Source organism: Anaerobacillus sp. ABD4_527 (genome assembly GCF_056160805.1).
The window spans coordinates 63244-82014 of record NZ_JBSWXZ010000004.1; the positions used below are offsets into that span (position 1 = coordinate 63244).

Here is an 18771-nt window from a genome sequence, read left to right on the forward strand (position 1 = left end):
GAGGAATTTTAAATGAAAGTAGCAGTAGTAGGTTGTACACACGCTGGAACAGCAGCTGTTTCAAATATAGCAAATCTCTATCCTGAAGCTGAGGTTACCGTTTATGAACGTAACGATAACGTTTCTTTCTTATCATGTGGTATCGCACTGTATGTTGGTGGCGTTGTGAAAGATCCAAAAGGGTTATTCTACTCTTCTCCTGAACAGTTAGAAAACATGGGTGTTACGATGAAGATGAAGCATGAAGTGCTTTCAATAGATACAGAACAAAAAACAATCACAGTAAGAAACTTAGAAACAGGTGAACAGCTAGAGGATAACTTCGATAAGCTCGTAATGGCAACAGGGTCTTGGCCAGTCGTTCCTCCAATCGAAGGAATCGAGCTCGATAACATCCTTTTATCCAAGAACTATAATCAAGCCAATACTATCATTGAACGAGCGAAGAATGCTAAGAAGGTAACGGTGATTGGCGCTGGGTATATTGGTGTTGAACTTGTAGAAGCTTTTCAGAAGTACGGAAAAGAAGTAACGCTCATCGATGGTGAGGATCGTATCTTGAGCAAATATTTGGACCCTGAATTTACTGATATGATCGAAGAAGACTTTAAAACGAGAGGAATCAACCTTGCATTAAATGAAACAGTAACACGTTTTGAGGGGTATGATGGAAACGTAACAAAGGTTTATACAAATAAAGGCGAATACGAATCTGATCTTGTCATTCTATGTGTAGGTTTCCGCCCGAACACTGAACTTGTAAAAGGCCAGGTCGATATGCTTGATAACGGTGCGATCATCGTCGACGAGTATATGCGAACAAGCAATAAAGACATTTTTGCTGCGGGAGACAGCTGCGCAATTAAATACAACCCAACTGGGGAGCACGCTTATATTCCGCTAGCAACAAATGCGGTTCGAATGGGAACGTTAGTCGGTAGAAATATCGTGAAGCCTACGATTAAGTATATGGGAACGCAAGGTACATCAGGTCTGCATCTTTTTGATCTTAGTATGGCATCAACAGGCTTAACTGAAAAAGCAGCGCTTCGTGCGGGTATGAATGTGAAAACAATCACAATAGAAGAAAACAACCGTCCTGAATTCATGCCGGATTATGAAGTGATCACGCTAAAAGTTGTTTATGAAGAAGACAGCCGTCGTATTGTAGGGGCACAAGTCATCTCAAAAGCGGACGTTACTCAATCTGTAAATACACTCTCAGTATGTATCCAAAACAACATGACAGTAGATGAACTTGGATTTGTAGATTTCTTTTTCCAACCACACTTCAACAAACCATGGAACTTCTTAAACCAAGCAGGCCTACAAGCCGCTCAATAAAGTTTATCCGCCAGTGAAAAGCTGGCGGTTTTTTTGTAACTTGCATCATAGAAAAAGCTTTTGCATAATAGTAAAAGCGGAAGTAAGCCGTTTAAATCCGCAGGGCGTTGGAAGCCTTTCGAATGAGACGATTTGTGTCTCAATCTTAAATACCGTTTTATAAATTAGGAGGACTTAAAGAATGACGCGTATTTATCTCGTCAGACATGGAGAAAGTGAATGGAACGCAGCAGGAGATTTATACTGCGGCAGAACAGATATAGGATTATCTTCTCTTGGTAGGAAGCAGGCAGCTGCTGCGGGTGACTTTTTAAGAAAAGTGACGTTTGATGCTGCATATGCTTCTCCTTTAATTAGAGCACGTGATACAGCGGAATTAATTTTAGACGAACGTCTACCAGTTAAATCAGATGAAAGAATCTTTGAAGGAGACTTTGGAGAGTGGGAAGGTAGAGCGAAGAAGGAATTTATAGCAGAAGACCCAGATTCCTGGCATAGCTGGATGGCTAATCCTTGGGAAACGAGAGCTGGAAGAACTGGAGAAACGGCAAGAGAAATGTATGAAAGAGCTTCTGCTTTCTTTAAAGAGATGGCAAAAAAGCACCCAGACGATACGATTCTTGTTGTAGCTCATAACAATACCATTCGATTCTTTCTTGCAGGAGTCCTAGGGATGCCATTTTCAAATTATCGTAAGATCTTTCAAGATAATACTGGAATCAATATCGTAGATGTGTCTGAAGATGAGATCGTCTTAAAGAGCATGAATATCACTACACATCTAGAATTGTAAAAAGCTAACCTCGCTGAGAGGTTAGCTTTTTAATTGCTGTATTAGGTCTTGATCTCTTTATAGGCTTTCTTCACAACGCCACTTAGTGCAACAAGTGCAATTAAGTTAGGAAGCACCATAAAGGCGTTGAACGTATCGGCAAGCTGCCATACGAATGGAACGTTAAGCACTGTACCTCCCACAATGAATAGAAGAACAATTGCGCGATAAATCGGTACCCCTTTCTCACCGAACAAGAAGTTCACATTCGTCTCACCGAAGTATGCCCAACCAAGAATCGTCGTAAAGCTAAAGAACAGTAGACTAAATGCGATAAAGTAAATACCGAAGCCACCTAGTCCACTAGAAAAGCTAGCTTGGGTAAGCTCGATACCGGTTAAATTAGACCCTGCGCCTTCCGTAACAAGGATGACAAGTGCAGTAGCGGTACAGATGATGACCGTGTCGATGAGCACACCGACCATTGCAACGAATCCTTGCTGAGCGGGGTGTTTCACATTTGCGACAGCATGTGCGTGCGGGGTTGAACCCATACCTGCTTCATTCGAAAATAGGCCTCGTGCAACGCCGTACCTGATCGCTTCTTTAATGGAAGCTCCGAGCACACCGCCGCCTGCAGATTCAGGTGTAAATGCTGCTTCTACGATAAGTGCGAGTGCCGGAAGTACCGATTCATAGTTTAAGATTAATATGGCAATCGCTCCAATAATATAGAGAAGAGCCATGACAGGAACAACATTTCCTGCAAACGTAGCGATCCGCTTTATTCCACCGAGAAGAATCAACCCTATCAGAACAGCAACGATGATTCCGATTAGGAGAGGTGGGATGTTAAAGGCAGTATTGAAAGCGTCAGCGATCGAATTCGATTGAACCATGTTTCCTACAAAACCGAGCGCTGCAATGATGGCGATCGCGAAAAAGACGGCTAACTTTTTACTGCCGAGTCCATCGCGAATATAGTAGGCTGGTCCACCTTTGACGACACCATTTTCTTTCTTCCGGTATTTCTGTGCCAATACGGCTTCAGCAAATATTGTGGCCATTCCTAGGAAAGAAGAGATCCACATCCAAAAGATAGCGCCAGGACCTCCAGCAGCAATAGCCGTTGCGACACCAGCTAAGTTTCCTGTGCCGACTTGTGCGGCAATGGCAGTGGATAGGGCTTGATAGGATGAGATCCCATCTTTTTTCTTTTTAGAAAAGAGGGGGCCAAATGTTTGGCGAAATCCTTCCTTTAATCCAGTCAATTGGATGAAACCAAGTCTAATCGTGAAAAATAGCCCGGTTCCTAAAAGAAGCGATATCATGATTGGTCCCCATAATATGGAATTTATTTCTTCTATAATATTCATGGTTGTCACTCTCTCTCAGAAAAATTAGATTCCCCAATAATAGCTATTTTTTCTGAGGACTTCAACCCTTTAACACGGTATGGTAACTATTTACTTAATAATTTGCTTGTGATTGAAGCTGTTTTTTCGGCTGTCGTTTTGAAACCCACTGATAAAACACTAGAATGCCAGCTACAAAAACTGAAAGAAAGAGATACAGGTTTGAATATCCTAATGAATGAACGATGAGACCAAGCACGTATGATCCGGTAGCTATTCCGATATCGAACAGAGTGAAAAAGGTAGCCGTCGCATGAGCGCTTCTAGAATCAGGAGCAGACTGAATGGCTAGCGTTTGAAAGCTAGGAACAATCGAGCCATAGCCAAGACCGATGAGGCCACCTGCAGCAAGGAGCATCCATGATGTATCCGTGAAGCTTAGCGTCAAAAGACCAAATGCATATAACAAAAATGCTGGCGTAATCACTGTGTTTGGTCCAAGCGTATCAAACATTCTTCCAGTGAATGGTCGTGAAACGAGCATCGCGACAGCAAAAACTGCAAAAAAGAATCCAGCAGCATCAAGTAACCCTAGAGACTTGGCATAAAGAGAAATATACGAAATGACGCTTGCGTATGAAAAAGCTAGAAATAATCCAACAAGTGCGATTGGAATCACACGACGTTCGTATAAGTCTTCCATTGTTAAACTTTTCTTTTTAATCGTCTCATGTTCGATTGTTTTAACCCAAATCGTGCACAATAACCCTATGATCATGATGCCACTGAGGACTAAGAAGATCGTAAGGTATGAAACGAATTGAATGAGCGTCAATGCTAGGAATGGACCTGCTACAACCGCCACATTCATACTCATTGCGAAATATCCAAGGCCTTCACCTCGTCGTTCTCGAGGTATGGAATCTGCAGCGATCGCACCGGCAGCTGTTGTAACGATACTAAACCACATACCATGGAAAAAACGGAGTAATAGCAGCGGAATGTACTGATCGGTTATCGGATAAAGAAACGTCGCGACTCCAAACATAGCGGCACTTGCGACAAGCATCTTTTTCTTTCCAAATCGATCTATTAATCTACCAGAAAAAGGACGAACGATAATTGCTGATAGTAGAAAGATCGTAATGATCAATCCTGCTTGAGACTCAGATCCACCCATTGCATCTGTAACGTAAATCGGAAGTAGGGTTAAGAGTGCGTAAAAAACTACAAAAATAAATAAATTGCTCACAAAGATATTAATGAAACTCTTTGACCATATAGGGCGTTTGTTAGCCATGTGTAACCACTTCTTTCTCTGACCCAATCTTATTAAGCAGGGTCATGAATTGTTCTTGATCCTCGTTTGATAAATTCTGCAGCAGCGATTCTTCCATTTCCTGAATCGAAGCTTTGATTTCTGGAAGTTTTGATTTAGCATAATCCGTTAAACAAACGATACGTTCACGTTTGTCTTCACCCTCAGAGCGTTCGATCCAGTTGTTGCTTTCCATTTTAGTAAGCGTTCGAGTGGTGGTGGGTGCTTCAACATTTAAGTATTTCCAGATCTCTGTTTGCTTCATAGGTCCAAACTGATCCAAGCAATAAAGAATTGCCCACTGAGAGGTGTAGAGATCAAATTCGTTCAGTTTCTCATTTGCTTCTTTTATGATGAAACGCATTTTTTGGTTTAGTGAATGAAAGATGTCATTAGTTGTGATCATAAAGCCCTCCGCACATTAGTTACCTAGGTAAATAAAATCATAAACTCCAGTCTAACGGCTGAGGAGAGGAATGTAAAGAATAGTAGCTTCTAAGAATAGAGTCGAACCAAATCGATTGTTGAATTATTTCCGCGGAAATAGAGTGTTTCACTCGAATTTTCCACAAAAAAAGAAGCCAGAAGGAAATCCTCCTAGCTAAAAACTATTCGAGCTCGTCTGTTAAATTGGTAAGAGGTCTGTCAGCCGGTCCTTCGATCACGTTACCATCAACCCCAAATCGAGAGCCGTGGCAAGGACAATCCCACGTTCGGTCTCCATCATTCCATTCGACCTCACAGTACAAATGGGTACACGTTGTATCGACGAGGTGAACACTCCCTTCTTGATCTTTGTATGCTCCAGCTCTTCTTCCGTTGATACGGACAACGGCTCCTTCATCTTGCTTTAATTCTGAGATTTTCTTTTTTGGAACAGACAATTTCCCTTTCACAAATTGACCAGCCACGTCCGCATTTTGTACGAGGAATGTTTTGATGCTCGGATCCGCATAGAAGCGCGATGGGGAAAACAGGTCTTGATATGGGTTCTGATTCCCTAGTACATAGTCCTTGAACAAAAGAGCAGCAGTAGTGCCGTTCGTCATTCCCCATTTGTGAAACCCAGTAGCGATCAAGATGTTATCCTGTTTGGATGTAACAGGTCCTATGTATGGAAGCTTATCTAGTGTATAAAAGTCCTCGGCCGACCAGCGATAGAGTACATTCTTCACTCCAAGCGTTTCCTCTGCAAAGAACTTAAGCGCTTTGTAATGATCACTCAATCTGTTTCCTTGACCGGTCTTATGGCTCTCACCCCCGAAGAGTACAAGCTTTTCACCATTGAAGGTATGACTTCTCAACGATCTCTTAGGGTCTTCTGCACTCAAATACATTCCACCAGGAAATTCAGATTTCGTGGATGCTGCTACAACGTAAGAAGCTTCAGCATACATGCGGGAAAAATAGAGAGCATTTCCATCATAGAAAGGGAAATGTGAGCAAGCAAGCACGTGCTTGCATGTAACTGTTGAGCCATTTTTTGTTACGACAACAGGATTTGTTCCTTTTTGAACATCGATCGCTACAGTCTGCTCATATATTTGCCCGCCATTTTCTATGAAAGTATTAAGAAGAGGAGTTAAATAAGCAACTGGATCGAATTGAGCTTGGTTTGGCATCTTGATGCCAGCTTTTATTGGAAGATCAAGTGGCAGGCTGTTTACGAACTCTCCATGAATGCCGAGCTGTTGATACGCACGCATTTCATTTGTTAATTTTCTTGCGTACTCTGGGGTAGACGCATAAAGATATGCATCTTCCTCTGAAAATGAACAAGAAATGGAATCTTGATCAATCGTTTGTTTGATAAATTTTAATGCTTCATCATTAGCACGGTAATACAACTGTGCATTTTCTTTTCCAAAGTGATTTAGAAATTCATCGTAAATCAGGTCGTGCTGCGCTGTAATCTTTGCAGTGGTATGGCCTGTCGTTCCGTTCAATACCTGGTTTGCTTCAAGAAGTACAACGCGTAGTCCCTCTTTTGCAAGAAGATAAGCCGAAGTAATCCCTGTAATTCCACCACCAACCACAACCACATCAGTTTCTATATTCTCAGTGAGAGCAGAGTGAGGACTTTGTTGCTTCCCTATCCGCCAAATGGGTTCTGGAGTCTGTGGCCACGCATTCTTATCAGTCAATTTAATAACCTCCTAACGTATTCAACGTTCCTATTTTTTCCAAGATGCTTTCATTCATTCAGAAACTAATAAAAAAGACTTACCCCTAAATGGGATAAGTCTCGTTAGATGCATTACACAAGTTTTGTCGTCCAGTCTTCGCAATTCCAAACGTCAGTCGCAACATCTTGATAAAATTCAGGTTCGTGTGAAATCAAGATAATGCTGCCTTTATATTCTTGTAGAGCACGTTTTAATTCTGCTTTTGCTTCTACGTCAAGGTGATTTGTAGGCTCATCGAGTACGAGCAGATTCGATTCATTGTTCATCAGTTTGCAAAGGCGAACTTTGGCTTTTTCCCCTCCGCTCAGTACTTCTACCTTGCTTTCGATGTGTTTTGTTGTAAGTCCACACTTTGCTAGTGCTGCTCGAATTTGTGCCTGGCTGTAGTGAGGGAATTCCTTCCACACTTCTTCTATACACGTATTATTCGATTTTGTTTTGATCTCTTGTTCGAAATATCCGATATAAAGGTAGTCGCCTTTTTCAACTGATCCATTAATCGGCTTAATCTCACCAAGGATACTCTTGAGAAGAGTTGTTTTCCCAATACCGTTTGCCCCCATGAGCGCGATTTTCTGTCCACGCTCCATCGTTAAATTGAGAGGACGAGATAGAGGTTCGTCGTATCCGATAACGAGATCATTCGTTTCGAAAATCAATTTACCTGATGCTCGCGCTTGCTTAAAATTAAATTCAGGCTTTGGCTTTTCTTTTGCAAGCTCGATGACATCCATCTTATCAAGTTTTTTCTGACGTGACATCGCCATGTTCCGCGTTGCTACTCGAGCTTTGTTTCGTGCTACAAAATCTTTAAGCTGTGAAATTTCTTGCTGCTGTTTCTTATAAGCTGCTTCTAATTGCTGCTTTTTCACTTCATATACTTCAAGGAAGTTATTGTAGTCACCGACATATCTTGTTAGCTCTTGATTTTCCATGTGATAGATCAGGTTGATTACGCTGTTAAGGAATGGAATATCGTGTGAAATGAGAATGAACGCATTTTCATATTCCTGTAAATAGCGCTTAAGCCAGACGATGTGCTGTTCATCAAGATAGTTTGTTGGCTCGTCCAGAAGAAGGATTTCAGGCTTCTCAAGAAGAAGCTTTGCAAGAAGAACCTTCGTTCTTTGACCGCCACTTAAATCTTGAACATCCTTTTCAAGTCCAATTTCATCAAGACCAAGTCCACGAGCAATCTCCTCAACTTTTGCATCGATAACATAGAAGTCGTTGTTCGTTAGCACATCCTGTAGGGTACCGGTTTCCTCCATGAGTTTTTCTAACTCATCAGGGGAAGCGTCTCCCATCTTTGCAAACAGTTCATTCATTTCTGCTTCATAATCGAACAAGTATTGAAAAGCCCCTTTTAATGCGTCGCGAATCGTCATGCCTCGTTCTAACACAGTGTGTTGGTCGAGGTAGCCAACTCTTACGTTTTTAGACCATTCGACGGTCCCCTCATCAGGCTCAAGTTTACCTGTAATAATGTTCATGAACGTAGATTTACCTTCTCCATTGGCACCGATTAGTCCAATGTGTTCACCTTTTAATAGACGAAATGAAACATCATCAAAAATCGCTCGGTCACCGAAGCCGTGAGTAAGGTTTTTCACGGTTAATATACTCATAGGAAACACCCTTTGTTTAATGTTTAACAATCTTCATTGATTATATATGACAAAACGCTTTGATGAAAGGTGAAGGCAGGTTAAATCTTTGGTAACTTCATGAAGTTATCTAGGTCGATAGTCTTCTAAAACGTGCGCTTAGTTCTAAAGTCACGATAAAATTAAGTAACATTTACATCGTGTTTCATTCACCTTAATACGGTACGTTTAATCTAGTAGTAGCCTTAAGCGGGCTATTAAACCGGGGAGGATATTATATGACTACTGCTAGAAATCGTGTACTAACCACTGTGTTGATCATGGTCGCTCTTTCACTTGTCTTTTTGTACATGTCGATCACACCTTCAAACGCGTCTGGTTCTGGAACGGCTGCATCACCGTATTCAGTAGCTCAGGGAATAGCGAATCAAGGGGAGTCAAGTGTAACGGTAGAGGGATACATCGTTGGAAAGCCTGATTCGACGACTTCTGTTTCGACAAGTAACTTTCAAGATGACTATGCGATGGCGATCGCAGATCAAGCAGGCGAATCAAACATGGACGATATGCTGTATGTCCAAATTCCATCACAGTTCAGAAGTGAATTTGGGTTGAAGAGTAACCCTGAACTGATGGGTGAGAAAATTAAAGTGACGGGTTCTTTGACTGATTATTTTGCACATCCAGGCGAGAAAAGCGTTACTGCGATGGAGTTAACAAGTAGCGGAAGCGGTGGAAACGATGGAAACGGCGGTTCCGGAGGGGATTATGGAACGTACTATCAGTCTGCTGAAGGAAAAACAGGAAATGCACTAAAATCAGAACTCCATATGATTATCGATGACCATACAGAGCTTTCATATAGTCAAGTGTGGGATGCGCTTCGAGTGACAGACGAAGATCCAGCTAATCCGAATAACGTTCTCTTACTATATAGCGGTTGGTCTAAGAGTAAGTATGAGAACGGAGGCAATGTTGACGATTGGAACCGTGAACACGTATGGGCGAAATCTCATGGTGATTTCGGAACTGCGATGGGACCTGGAACAGACATCCATCATTTACGTCCCACTGATGTAACCGTAAACGGTTCAAGAGGAAACCTAGACTTCGATAATGGTGGTTCAGAGAATACTGAGGCGAGAGGAAACTATTCTGACAGTGATTCTTGGGAACCACGAGACAGTGTAAAAGGTGACGTAGCTAGAATGATCTTTTATATGGCTGTACGTTACGAAGGTGATAGCGGAGAACTAGATCTTGAGCTGAATGATCTTGTTAATAATGGATCAGCTCCTTATATGGGGAAAGTTTCTGTATTAAAAGCATGGCATGAAATGGATCCTGTAGATGACTTTGAGAGAAACCGCAATGACGTGATTTATAATCAGTATCAGCATAATCGAAACCCTTTTATTGATCATCCTGAATGGGTTGAATCGATCTGGTAAAATAGGACACCTGCTTTCCGAAATGGAAAGCAGGTGTTTTTTTACATATTTTTCATTAATCGTTTTGCGATCTCTTCATAATGATCCCTAGTGATTCCAGGTGCGAACTCTTCAGGTAAATCGTCTAGACTAGGAATCTTAGCTCCTTGTGGTGTGCCTTCAATAACTTGTAAAGGCATTCCATTCTCAGGGTTGGTTCCTTTCCAAATTTGACGAATCCCTTGATACTCTCCATCACTCCAGGTATATAAAACATTATTCAATCCCCGGTCTTCGAATTTTCTAGCGTAGTCGAAACTTGAATTACTTAAGTTTGGCACTGGAAGCATCTTGGTTAAGTCGGTGCCAGTCGCGATTTCAATCGCTTTTGCGTATGCAAGGACGTGCGTGCCGCCTCGAACAAGCAGATAGCCAATCATCTCTCTTGCTGTAGGGTGATCGGTCATTTCATAGACGCGCATTTTGTGCGCCCTGGCACCAATTTCGAGGAAGAAGTTATGCATTAAGTCTAAAACGAGGTTTCCGCTACTAAAAACGTAATCACCTCGCCAGGAGTTTCCCATCGAGTCTGCGCCTAGTGCCGTTTGAGCGGTTGAAACGAATTGTGCGGTGTTTCGAACATCTTTCCCGCCTTGAAGTGGAGTGATGTCCGGCGGACCAGGGAAAGAGCTTCCTTTTGTTAATAGGTTGATGGAAGTAGTAACGAGCTCGACATGGCCGAACTCCTCAGCGGTAATACTTGCGACAAGGTCGTAAAAGGGTTTTAATTTTTTCTTTTGTCGAAAGTTAAAAGATTGAAACATGTAATTGTTTAGCGTTGACATCTCACCAAATTTTCCTCCCAATAAATCCTGAACCGCTGCCGCTGCGTTGGCATCACCGTGATCAGGGATGGGAAGTTCAATCAATTGTTTATTGATTCGCTTAAACATAATTGGCCTCCCATCTTATTAGTTAGGAAACACCCAGACGATTTGTTGAATTCGTATAAAGAAAGGAGTCTGCTTCACTTGCACCACAATGTGGTCTGGCATAACGGTTTGTAAGACACCACGAAGTGATCCTCTCGTTGTTTCAACAGTCACCATGCTTCCTGTGATCGATTGGAGCGTCTCATATACATAGGGGTCAACGAGGCTTGTAAGAGTCGGGTATTGTTCGTTCAAACATTTCCTCTCCCTTCCAAACAGGTTCTACACCTTTCTAACTTACGCTATTGGTGGGTTGTCATAGTCCAAAATGTAAGGAGGATATAGCGAGCATAAAAAAATCAGCCTGATAGGCTGATTAAGGAAAGTTATGGGTTTGTAGTCCATAGTCCTGCTGTTTTTATAAACACCCGTTTGTTTAACTTTAACTGAGAAACCATAAACTCTGCCATATCTTCAGGTTGTAGCATATTATCCTGGTTTCCATCAGTTAAATTGTTTTCAACAGCAAGGTCAGTAGAAACTGTACTTGGTGTTAAGGCACTAACGCGAATATTGTGCTTGCGCACTTCTTGTGCAAGTGATTCTGTTAGTCCGAGCAGACCAAACTTTGAAGCGCTGTAAGCACTCGTTACAGGTGCGCCTTTCTGACCAGCAGTTGAAGAAATGTTAATGATGTCGCCAGTTTCTCTCTCGATCATATCTGGTAAGACGGCCCGAGTAACATAGTAAGCACCAAGAAGGTTAACCTGGATAATCTTCTCCCAATCAGAAATCTCAAGATCCATGAAACCTCCAAATTTAGCAATACCAGCGTTATTGATCAAAATGTCAGTTTGACCAAGTTTTTCACGTATACGAGATACGGCTGTTGTAACTTCTTCATTGGAAGAAATATCTGCAACAGCGTACGCTACTTTCACACCTTTCGCTTCTATTTCTTTTGCTACGCTTTGAAGTGTTTCTTCCGTTCTTGCTATCATTCCGATATTTACGCCTTCTTCTGCTAGTCTCACTGCAGCTGCTTTTCCAATTCCTCTAGCTGCTCCAGTAATTAGTGCTGTTTTACCTTTTAGGTTTTCCAATGGAAACCCTCCTTTATTTCATTTAAAAGAATAGTTTATCTTTCTCGTTTTTAAATGGAAAGAATTCTGCTTTTGAATTAGAGCGATATGGTATGATGAACATACAGATTATTCAAAAATGAATTAACTAAATACAGCTATGGCAGGGATCGAGACTACAAATAGAATACTTATTCATAAACGAATAATAGGTGGGATACAATGGATGATTGGAATGAGTACAAAGCAATTTTTCATTCACTTCAGGATGATATTTTGGTTACAGATCCAAATGGAATCATTGTAAAAGCTAGTGAAGGAACCGGGACTGTTTATGGAGTGAAGGCAAAGGAGCTAATGGGCCGCTCAGTATACGAGCTTGAGAAAGAAGGGTTGTTTACCCCTCTAGCAACACCAATGGTAGTTCGGTCGAATAAGCGAGTGACGTTTGTCCAAACGGGTCAAGATGGTCAAAAACTACTCGTTACAGGTGTGCCGGTGCATGATGAGACCGGGAAGCTTATTAGAATTGTTAGCTATTCACATGATGTTACAGAGCTTATGGAAATAAAAGCTGGAATGGAAGAAATGTCTGCTGAAATCGAGCGGGTGCGAACCGAACTTAATTGGCTGAAGTCTCAACATACAGAAGATGGAATCGTTGGACGTAGCGATGAAATGAGAAAGTTAGTTGCTACTGCGAAACAAATTTGTGGTGTCGATGTTAGTGTCCTCCTATTAGGAGAATCAGGGGTAGGTAAATCAGAGATGGCCCGGTTCATACATAACAATAGTGAGCGGAGAGACGGATCTTTTATAGAAGTAAACTGTGGTGCGATACCTGATGCACTTTTTGAAGCTGAGCTTTTTGGATATGAAGATGGATCATTTACAGGAGCTAGAAAAGGCGGACGGATGGGATTAGCTGAGATGGCTGAAGGTGGAACGCTGTTTCTTGATGAGATCGGAGAACTATCGCTTTCAAATCAAGTGAAAGTGTTGAAGCTCATCCAGGATAAATGCTTTTATCGTGTAGGAGGAAGAAAAGAAATTCATTCGGATTTCAGGCTGATTAGTGCAACAAATCGGGATTTAGAAAGTGCTGTTTCAGAAAAGTTGTTCCGAGAAGACTTATACTTCCGCCTAAACGTTGTACCAATCATCATTCCACCTCTTAGAGAAAGGAAAGAAGATATCGTTCCTCTGATTCATACCTTTCTTAGCAAGTTTGGCGAGGAGTATAAAAGAAAACGAGTAATGGATAAGCAGGTTTTGCACGAGTTGAGTCAGCTTGATTGGAAGGGGAACGTTCGCGAATTAATGAATTTGATCGAGCGTGTTGTGGTCACCTCAAATTCATCTACTATTCACCTGGACGATCTACCAGATACTTACAGAATTCAACAAGACCCCTATTCAAAAATGAATAATACGAGTGAGAGTCTACAATCTTCGTTAGAAAAACTAGAAAAACAGAGGTTAGAGGAAGCGAAACGTAAATTTAGAACAACGACGAAAATAGCGGAAGCACTAGGGATTAGCCAGCCAAGCGTCGTACGGAAGCTAAAAAAATACAGAATAAACTGATAATTGGCACGGTTCTTGCATTAAAAAAGAAGCAAAGGAGTAAATCTCTTCTTGCTTCTTTTTTATTATTATGCAAGAATTTGTATTAATATAAAACAGAGGGGCGTGGCCAATGGAAGCGAAAGAGCAGAAAAATTACTCGTACGAGGATACAGGGGGAAGTACAGTATCATCTCGTCCACTTAGTCATTATTTATGGTTTCTTATCCCATCACTCATAGGAGTCCTTTTATTCCTTGTTCCCGTACCATTCAATGGGAAGATAACAATCGGTGTTGGAATAATGGCGGAATCAATTCAAGCAGGTCTAGAGCCAGTACTTCCAGGATTGATGACGGCCGTTTTAGTCGTTTCTGCAATCATTCCTATTTTTGTAAAACTATTTGAACCTAAATTCTTTATGCTACGACCGTTCTTAAAGCAACTTTTCTATGTAAACTGGTTCTGGATTGCTACTAGAGCAATAGGAGCACTTTTTGCAGTCATGACATTATACACGTTTGGTCCTGAATTCATTATCTCTGATGTATCCGGTGGGACGATGCTATATGCACTCGTACCTGTACTCGCAGCATGGTTTCTCTTTGCTGGCTTGTTGATGCCGCTACTTCTTGAGTTTGGCTTAATGGACTTTATTGGGACGTCACTGCAACGTGTGATGAGACCGCTATTCAAATTACCTGGGCGTTCTTCGATCGATGCACTGGCATCATGGATGGGTGCTGGTACAGTAGGCGTATTGATTACAACGAAACAATATGAAGAAGGCTATTATACAAAACGAGAAGCGGCAGTTATTGCTACAAACTTCTCTATTAATTCCATTGCATTTAGTTTAGTAGTTATTAGTTTCATAGGTCTTGAAGATATGTTTGTTCCGTTTTACTTCACAGTTGTTGTTGCAGGACTGGTAGCAGCTATCGTGTGTCCGAGAATCCCACCTCTCTCTAGAAAAGAGGATACGTATTATGAGGTAACGGGGAAGCAAATTTCTGAAGACGTACCTGAGGGCGTTTCAAACTACAGATGGGGGTTAGAAAAGGCTCTAGAGAAAGCATCTCAAGTAAAAGGTGTAAAGGCCGTTGCACGTCAAGGCGTTAATACCGTACTTGATATCTACTTTGCGCTTATTCCGCTCGTAATGGCGCTAGGAACCATTGCATTGATCATTGCAGAATTTACGCCGTTCTTCACGTATCTAGCAATGCCAATCGTTCCAATCCTTCAATGGATGCAGATTCCTGAAGCTGCTTCTGCTGCACCAGCAATGCTCGTTGGATTTGCTGATATGTTCCTGCCAGCGGTAATCGGTACAGGAATCGAGAGTGAATTAACTCGTTTCGTGATTGCAGCTGTTTCCTTAACGCAGCTCATCTATATGTCTGAGATCGGTATATTACTAGTGAAGTCAAAAATTCCGATCTCTGTACTAGAATTAGCGATTATTTTCATCCAAAGAACAATTATTACACTACCTATTATCGTCGTTATGGCTCATTTATTTTTCTGATTAACATCTAAGGAGGAGACAAACAATGAACGCATCATTTGAAGAAAGATACAATCGTATGTCGGAACTATTAGCACCAAGTATGGCGAAAGATCATCCTAACCTTCCTGTTGTAAAAGAAGAGGGGTGTTACTATTACGGTGCTGATGGAACAAAATATTTAGATTTCACCTCGGGTATTGCTGTTGCGAATACAGGGCATCGTCACCCAAAAGTTGTCGATGCGATCAAAAGAGGCGCGGATTCACTCATGCATGGACCGTCTGGTGTAATCATGTACGATTCGATCTTAGAACTAGCTGAACGACTGGGTGGCATCATGCCATCAAATCTAGATTGTTTCTTCTTTGCAAATAGCGGAACAGAGGCGATCGAAGGCGCGTTGAAGCTTGCAAAGTATGTTACAAAACGTCAGTACGTCGTTTCTTTCACAGGCTGTTTTCATGGACGTTCTCTCGGTGCGCTCGGTGTGAGTACGTCGAAAAGTAAATATCGAAAATTTTTACAACCGAACGGACTGACTTATCAACTTCCTTATGCAGATGTGAAAGCTTGTCCAGAAGGTGTCGATCCTACGGAGTACTGTGTTGCAGAGCTTGAGAAGGATGTAGAGCGATTATTTGATCATCAGGTGACACCTGAAGAGGTCGCTTGTATGATCGTTGAACCTGTTTTAGGTGAAGGTGGGTACATTATTCCACCTAAAGAATGGCTGCAAAAAGTTCGTGAAATTTGTGATCGTCACGGCATCTTGCTGATATTCGATGAAGTTCAAACTGGTTTTGGGCGTACGGGGGAATGGTTTGCTGCTCAAACGTTCGATGTGAATCCTGACATTATGGCCATCGCGAAAGGAATCGCATCAGGTATGCCCCTTAGTGCAACGGTGGCATCGAAAGAGTTGATGAGCCAATGGCCGATGGGAACCCATGGCACAACGTTTGGTGGGAATCCAATCGCTTGTGAAGCTGCACTCGCAACACTTGATGTAATAGAAGAGGAAAAACTTCTGGAAAACTCAAGGGAAATGGGAGAATACGCACTGGAAGGCCTTCATAAGATAAAATCTAAACACTCGGTGATCGGTGAAATTAGAGGTGTTGGTCTTATGATTGGAATTGAAATCATCGATCCAAAAACAGGAGCTCCAGATGGAGAAGGGATGATGCGAATTCTAGATTTATCGCTTGAAAAAGGTGTTTTGTTTTATCTATGCGGAAAGCATCAGGAAGTCATTCGTATGATTCCACCTCTGATTGTATCGAAAGAACAAATTGACGAAGGTTTACGCATTTTTGAAGAAGCCGTCATTGCGTTTGAAAATGAAGCACAGCCTGTTAGTGTATAGAAGAATTTTGCTCCTGCCCGATACAGTGTGGCAGGAGCTTTTATTATTTCTTCTCATATTTATTCGTCGGTATGCACCTTAATTTTAAATTTTCCGAAAACATGCTGTTCTTTAGGCTGTTTTATGGTAAGATAAGTTTTCTGTCTCTTAAAAAATATATCTCTAAAGGAGGTAACTGAATTGGATGAAAAAATTCAAAGTGCCTATCGTGAAGAGAAGCAGCAACTCAGACAAATCGCTGCGGAGATCAATCAGCAGAAAGAAAAATTGAATCGATATCCTAAATACTCAGGGGATGATGTAACAGAGCAAGTACTCGAAAGTATTCGCGAACAAAACAGAGGATCGTTACAAATTGCCGCTAAAGAACCCTACTTTGCTCGTATGGATTTTCAAGAAGATCATAAAGATACGAAGGCTTATTACATAGGGAAGGTCGGAGTGGCAGACGATGAAACCCAGGAAACCCTAGTGGTCGATTGGAGAGCACCTGTCGCGAGTATGTTCTACTCCTTTACCGGAGGAGAGGAAGAAGCTTACTATGATTCCCCTGATGGAATAGTCGAAGGAAATATTGAACTTAAGAGAAACATCGTCATACGAAATCAAGAGCTCCAACGAGTTGTTGATTCTTATGTAGAAGGTAGTGAAGACTTATCTGGATCTGATGAGTTTCTATTGTACAGGTTGAGTGAAGCAAAGGATAACAGGTTGCGAGATATCGTCTCAACCATCCAAGCGAAGCAAAATGATATTATCCGCGCAGAACGAACCACCCCTCTCATTATTCAAGGAGTAGCAGGGAGTGGGAAAACAACGGTGGCACTACACCGTCTCGCGTATCTTCTTTATGAATATCGTGAAACGGTCATAGCAGATCGTATGATTATCTTTGCACCAAACAGAATGTTCCTCGATTACATTTCAGGCGTTCTTCCTGAACTTGGAGTAGGAGGAATCCAACAGTCTACATTTACTGATTGGGTGCTCCAGAAGCTTGAGGATACAGTAAAGTTAGATGAATCAGACCTTCTCCTCAGTAAGTGGTTTGAGCGTGAGGGAGAGGACCTATCTTTTGATAAGAGTGAAGGAAGATTAAAGGGATCGATCGAGTTTAAGGAATGGCTAGATTCTGCTCTTACACATTTTTCAGATTCGATAGGAACTCCTGGACCGTTTGAAGCTTGGGAAGATGCGGTCATAACAGCTGAAAAGATGACGCAATGGATGAAGGACCTCCATGTATATCCCTTAGGTAAACAACGAGACATGTTGATGAATCGTATAAAACTCTGGATTAAAGACGAAGTGAAGAAACTAGAGGGAAGTCATCTTCAGAAAGAGTATCGTAAAAAAGCGAACGCAGAGCTGAAGAACTATTTTAAGCAATGGCCTAAGCATACTGCTCTCTCGTTTTACAAAACGTTATTTCAGAGTAAACCTGGTTTCACCGACAATGCTAGCAGCATTCTACCAGAGGATATTGTGAAGCAAACACAGAAGAGGCTCAGGAAAAAAGCAGTTTCCACTGAAGATCTAGCCCCTTTGCTGTACCTGCAATTTAAGTTATTTGGAGTACGAGACGACGACAAATTGCAGCATGTTGTAATCGATGAAGCGCAGGATTTCTCACCGTTCCAACTTACAATCTTGCAGAAAGTTAACCGAAGTCAATCTTTCACGATACTTGGAGATTTAGCACAGGGGATACACGGTTACAAGGGAATTCATCAATGGAGTGAGTTCGGTGAATTATTTAAAGGGAAAGAGCTTTATATCGAACTTGAGCAAAGTTACCGATCTACTGTGGAGATTATTGAGTATGCGAACCACATTATCTCTCATGCGAATGTACCTGTGAGACCAGCAGTACCGGTATTTCGAAGTGGTAAACGTGTCGATGAGCAAGTTATTGATGAAAATTATACGCAAGATTTAGTCCAGACAACGGTGAAGATGCAGGGGCGAGGAATAAATACGATTGCAATCGTCGGTAGAACAGATGAAGAATGTCAGGTTCTTTATAAAGCATTAGAGAAAGCGCACGTAGAATCAAATCTTATAACTGCGGAGAATCGTTCTTATTCTGGGGGAGTTTCAATCACCCCAATCTACCTCACAAAAGGGCTGGAATTCGATGCGGTTATACTAGCGGATGCATCAAAAGAGAACTATAAAGAGAATACGCAGGATGCAAAGCTTCTTTATGTAGGCTGTACACGTGCATTGCATGAGTTAAAGGTATTTTATAGAGGTGAATTGTCGCCATTAATAAGAAAAGAGATCAGGTAAAGCGAACC

At 41.7% G+C, this 18771-nt stretch carries 15 protein-coding genes; 7 read left to right on the forward strand and 8 right to left on the reverse strand.

The window, feature by feature from the left end; translation table 11 throughout:
• Nucleotides 1-12: 12 nt before the first annotated feature.
• A complete protein-coding gene (locus ACXAHI_RS18275; RefSeq protein WP_474850309.1) occupies nt 13-1344 on the forward strand; it encodes an FAD-dependent oxidoreductase in 1332 nt (443 codons plus the stop codon).
• 181 nt (nt 1345-1525) lie between these two features.
• Nucleotides 1526-2137: a histidine phosphatase family protein gene (locus ACXAHI_RS18280; RefSeq protein WP_474850311.1), complete on the forward strand. Its 612-nt coding sequence runs from the start codon at nt 1526-1528 to the stop codon at nt 2135-2137.
• Between the two features lie 41 nt (nt 2138-2178).
• Here the strand turns inward: ACXAHI_RS18280 and ACXAHI_RS18285 are convergent, their stop codons facing one another.
• The 5 genes from ACXAHI_RS18285 to ACXAHI_RS18305 all read right to left on the reverse strand — a co-directional run bounded on the left by ACXAHI_RS18285 (nt 2179) and on the right by ACXAHI_RS18305 (nt 8603).
• Nucleotides 2179-3447, reverse strand: a complete 1269-nt coding sequence (locus ACXAHI_RS18285) for an alanine/glycine:cation symporter family protein (protein WP_474850313.1) — start codon at nt 3445-3447, stop codon at nt 2179-2181.
• A gap of 139 nt (nt 3448-3586) precedes the next feature.
• Nucleotides 3587-4771, reverse strand: a complete 1185-nt coding sequence (locus ACXAHI_RS18290; protein ID WP_474850315.1) for an MFS transporter — start codon at nt 4769-4771, stop codon at nt 3587-3589.
• Nucleotides 4764-5195, reverse strand: a complete 432-nt coding sequence (locus ACXAHI_RS18295) for a MarR family winged helix-turn-helix transcriptional regulator (RefSeq protein WP_474850317.1) — start codon at nt 5193-5195, stop codon at nt 4764-4766. The genes ACXAHI_RS18290 and ACXAHI_RS18295 overlap by 8 nt, the downstream gene beginning before the upstream one ends.
• A gap of 202 nt (nt 5196-5397) precedes the next feature.
• Entirely contained in the window at nt 5398-6933 is a 1536-nt protein-coding gene (locus ACXAHI_RS18300; RefSeq protein ID WP_474850319.1) for an FAD-dependent oxidoreductase, read from the reverse strand.
• A 113-nt stretch (nt 6934-7046) separates the two neighbouring features.
• On the reverse strand, nt 7047-8603 hold the full coding sequence (locus ACXAHI_RS18305; protein WP_474850321.1) for an ABC-F family ATP-binding cassette domain-containing protein: 1557 nt from the start codon (nt 8601-8603) through the stop codon (nt 7047-7049).
• 257 nt (nt 8604-8860) lie between these two features.
• Here ACXAHI_RS18305 and ACXAHI_RS18310 point away from each other — a divergent pair, with 257 nt between their 5' ends.
• Nucleotides 8861-10033, forward strand: a complete 1173-nt coding sequence (locus ACXAHI_RS18310; protein ID WP_474850323.1) for an endonuclease — start codon at nt 8861-8863, stop codon at nt 10031-10033.
• A 41-nt stretch (nt 10034-10074) separates the two neighbouring features.
• Here ACXAHI_RS18310 and ACXAHI_RS18315 read toward each other — a convergent pair whose 3' ends face one another.
• The 3 genes from ACXAHI_RS18315 to ACXAHI_RS18325 all read right to left on the reverse strand — a co-directional run bounded on the left by ACXAHI_RS18315 (nt 10075) and on the right by ACXAHI_RS18325 (nt 12047).
• Complete coding sequence (locus tag ACXAHI_RS18315; protein ID WP_474850325.1) at nt 10075-10965, reverse strand: manganese catalase family protein; 891 nt, start codon at nt 10963-10965, stop codon at nt 10075-10077.
• A gap of 18 nt (nt 10966-10983) precedes the next feature.
• Nucleotides 10984-11199 carry a YuzF family protein gene (locus ACXAHI_RS18320; protein ID WP_270182681.1) on the reverse strand — a complete coding sequence of 72 codons (216 nt, stop codon included), beginning with the start codon at nt 11197-11199 and terminating at the stop codon, nt 10984-10986.
• Between the two features lie 131 nt (nt 11200-11330).
• Complete coding sequence (locus tag ACXAHI_RS18325; RefSeq protein ID WP_474850327.1) at nt 11331-12047, reverse strand: 3-ketoacyl-ACP reductase; 717 nt, start codon at nt 12045-12047, stop codon at nt 11331-11333.
• 201 nt (nt 12048-12248) lie between these two features.
• Between ACXAHI_RS18325 and ACXAHI_RS18330 the strand changes: the two genes are divergently transcribed.
• The 4 genes from ACXAHI_RS18330 to ACXAHI_RS18345 all read left to right on the forward strand — a co-directional run bounded on the left by ACXAHI_RS18330 (nt 12249) and on the right by ACXAHI_RS18345 (nt 18763).
• On the forward strand, nt 12249-13613 hold the full coding sequence (locus ACXAHI_RS18330) for a sigma-54 interaction domain-containing protein (protein WP_474850329.1): 1365 nt from the start codon (nt 12249-12251) through the stop codon (nt 13611-13613).
• A gap of 112 nt (nt 13614-13725) precedes the next feature.
• On the forward strand, nt 13726-15123 hold the full coding sequence (locus ACXAHI_RS18335) for a YjiH family protein (RefSeq protein WP_474850331.1): 1398 nt from the start codon (nt 13726-13728) through the stop codon (nt 15121-15123).
• A 25-nt stretch (nt 15124-15148) separates the two neighbouring features.
• Complete coding sequence (locus ACXAHI_RS18340) at nt 15149-16471, forward strand: aspartate aminotransferase family protein (protein ID WP_474850333.1); 1323 nt, start codon at nt 15149-15151, stop codon at nt 16469-16471.
• A gap of 192 nt (nt 16472-16663) precedes the next feature.
• Nucleotides 16664-18763: a HelD family protein gene (locus ACXAHI_RS18345; RefSeq protein WP_474850445.1), complete on the forward strand. Its 2100-nt coding sequence runs from the start codon at nt 16664-16666 to the stop codon at nt 18761-18763.
• Nucleotides 18764-18771 lie beyond the last annotated feature (8 nt).